3 protein-coding genes are annotated in these 2,398 nt (G+C 39.3%); 2 read left to right on the forward strand and 1 reads right to left on the reverse strand.

The features are described from left to right. The first annotated feature begins 376 nt into the window (after positions 1-376). Positions 377-1,762, forward strand: coding sequence for an MFS transporter (locus L3N51_RS12275; protein ID WP_238027507.1), 1,386 nt, complete (start codon positions 377-379; stop codon positions 1,760-1,762). Between the two features lie 93 nt (positions 1,763-1,855). On the opposite strand, the gene L3N51_RS12280 is transcribed toward L3N51_RS12275, so the two are convergent. After that, positions 1,856-2,191, reverse strand: coding sequence for a hypothetical protein (locus tag L3N51_RS12280; RefSeq protein WP_238027508.1), 336 nt, complete (start codon positions 2,189-2,191; stop codon positions 1,856-1,858). Between L3N51_RS12280 and L3N51_RS12285 the strand changes: the two genes are divergently transcribed. Then, positions 2,185-2,358 (forward strand): hypothetical protein, encoded by a 174-nt coding sequence (locus L3N51_RS12285; protein WP_238027509.1) that lies wholly within the window; start codon positions 2,185-2,187, stop codon positions 2,356-2,358. The two genes, L3N51_RS12280 and L3N51_RS12285, sit on opposite strands and share 7 nt — an antisense overlap. The last annotated feature ends 40 nt before the right edge of the window (positions 2,359-2,398 follow it).

A 2,398-nucleotide genomic window follows, 5' to 3' on the forward strand; every position in this document is an offset into this window, starting at 1 on the left:
CTTCCAGGTGACGGACCATGAAAGCTTATAACGCGGGTTCTTTATATTTTCCTACACAACAATATGGGGTAGCCCCAGATAAATTGTTGGACACACTCTAGTGTCGTCATGTTGGTATATTTCAAGTTTCAAGGAATTCAATGCAAAGTCACGAAGCCATAAAGCTAATTTATGCAAGTTTGACGACACTATGGACACACTCTTAATGAGTATCTATAAACATTTATACTTCATGATAAATGCAATAAATTATAATAAATAGTTATCTTATATAAAAATCAGAATATCAAAATAATTATCTATCTCACACTTCAAGGAAAGTTTCATCAAAATTTTTATACAGTAAAATACAATGATAAATTAAGGATGGGAATTAATGTCGAATGAAAACGGTTCTCCAATTGGTGAGATAGAGCCATTCAAGTCTCTAAATAATGCGAGATACACTCCGTTTCATAGAAACCTTACGATTATTGCTGCATTAGGCGCATTTACCGATTTGTACACCATTCAAGTTTTAGGAGCTTCAACATTCAGCATTGTCCCATATTTGTTCCATGGAAAGACTACAGAATTTGCCTTAGCAGCTTCTTTACTATTCATTGGAGCAGTCATAGGAACGTTAACAGTTGGATTAATTACTGACTTCTTAGGTAGGCGATTAACATTTATACTGGATCTCATGGCTGTTGTCATACTTGCAATTATTTCCGCATTTGTTACTTCTCCCGTTCAATTATATATTGTTCGTTTCTTACTCGGTGTAGCAACTGGGGGAGATTATCCTGCAGCTATGACGCTCGTCGCAGAATTCATGCCTAAAACTCATAGGGGCAGGGCATTATCATATTTATGGACTAGCTTTACGTTAGGCGGAGTTCTAGCATATGTCCTTGGCTATCTTTTATATATATCCATAGGTCCAACTCCCATAGAATGGAGAATAATGCTAGGTTCCGTGGCTGTTCCTGCATTAATAGGACTTGCGCTCCGTACCACTATTCCTGAATCACCTAGATGGTTAATAATGAAAGGAAAATTCGAACAGGCAAATGACGCTATCAAAAAAGCTACTGGAACTTCGTTTAATATAGAAGAATTAGCAAAGGTTAGAGACCTATTATATATGGAGAAGAAAGTAAGTTATGAAAAAATAAACATGTCGAAGATAGCTCTCTATATAACACCCATTGTTATAGCTGCATTTTGTTTTAATTTGATACCGGGGGCACTGTCTACCTTAAATCCCACTATTCTTAGCGCACTTGGAATAGTTAAAGCCGGAACTCTCCTTTACTCCGCGTTTTTCCTAGGTGTTCAAACCATCTCTACCTATATAGTAGCAATCGGCGTGGAAAAAATAAAGAGAGTTAATTTTGCATTAATTGGAGGTATATTAGAGATGATATTTTCATTTTTAGTCGTTATAATTTATCATAACCCAATCTTACTCCTTATAGCGTTCACTGTGATATCCTATGGTGCGTTCACTGTTGTGCCTGTAATAAGAAATTTTGGTTCTGAAATATTCCCTACAAAGGTTCGAGGTACCACGTCCGGAATAGTGATGACAGGGGACAGGCTAGCTAGCGCTATAGGATTATACATAACGCCACTGTTGTTTAGTGGCCATAATGTTATAAGATTATTTTCGGTCTATGGGATTTTAGGTATAATAGGTGTGCTAGTCCTATTACCGCTCTATAGTCGGTTAAAAATAGAGAAAATGGGACTAGAAGAAATACAGGATAAGTTAAAATGATTTTTTAAAATATTTTATTTATAAAAGATCTAAGTCTAATAATATAAATATATAATCTCATATTTAGGTTATGTACAAGATTGGCGTACCACTTTACACTTTTCGCCTCCTCTTGAGACTCAGGTAAACTCTTTTCAACGCCGTGGAAATCTCCTTGACCCCCAGGGAGAGCTTGAGGGAGTACCTCACGAGGAGGAGCGCGATCAACGTGAGGGAAACGAGCTTGATGAAGCCCAGGGTACGCCTCAGGGACCTGTGCGATCCCTCCTCAAGCCCCAGCTTCATCTCCCTGATGATCACCTCCACGTTCCACCTGTTCTCCCACGTAGTCATGATCTCCTCGGGCGTGGAGGGATCGGTGGAGAAGTGTCTCCTACCGTGGGGGCTACCCCGGTTAGTTGTGGAATATGAGGTGAAAAATAATGGCAAAAAATAAAAATATCCCTGGAAGGGGTAATACCATGAGTTCGGAGGCAGAAAGGGTAAAGGCCAAGGCGAAGGCAGTGCTGGAGGAGGCAGTTAAGAAGGGCGTGTCCCTCACCGAGATAGAGGAGCTCGTGAGAGTGTCCGGATTGCATAAAATTCGGCCTATTTAACTAAGAAGCATAAAATTAATTACTTGTCTCAAGCCGACAC

The organism is Metallosphaera javensis (ex Hofmann et al. 2022) (assembly GCF_022064045.1).
Classification (GTDB): Archaea; Thermoproteota; Thermoprotei_A; order Sulfolobales; family Sulfolobaceae; genus Metallosphaera; species Metallosphaera javensis.

Coding starts and splice junctions, on each gene's coding strand:
- L3N51_RS12285 (WP_238027509.1), top strand. CDS start 2,185: ATGGCAAAAAATAAAAATATCCCTGGAAGGGGTAATACCATGAGTTCG.
- L3N51_RS12275 (WP_238027507.1), top strand. CDS start 377: ATGTCGAATGAAAACGGTTCTCCAATTGGTGAGATAGAGCCATTCAAG.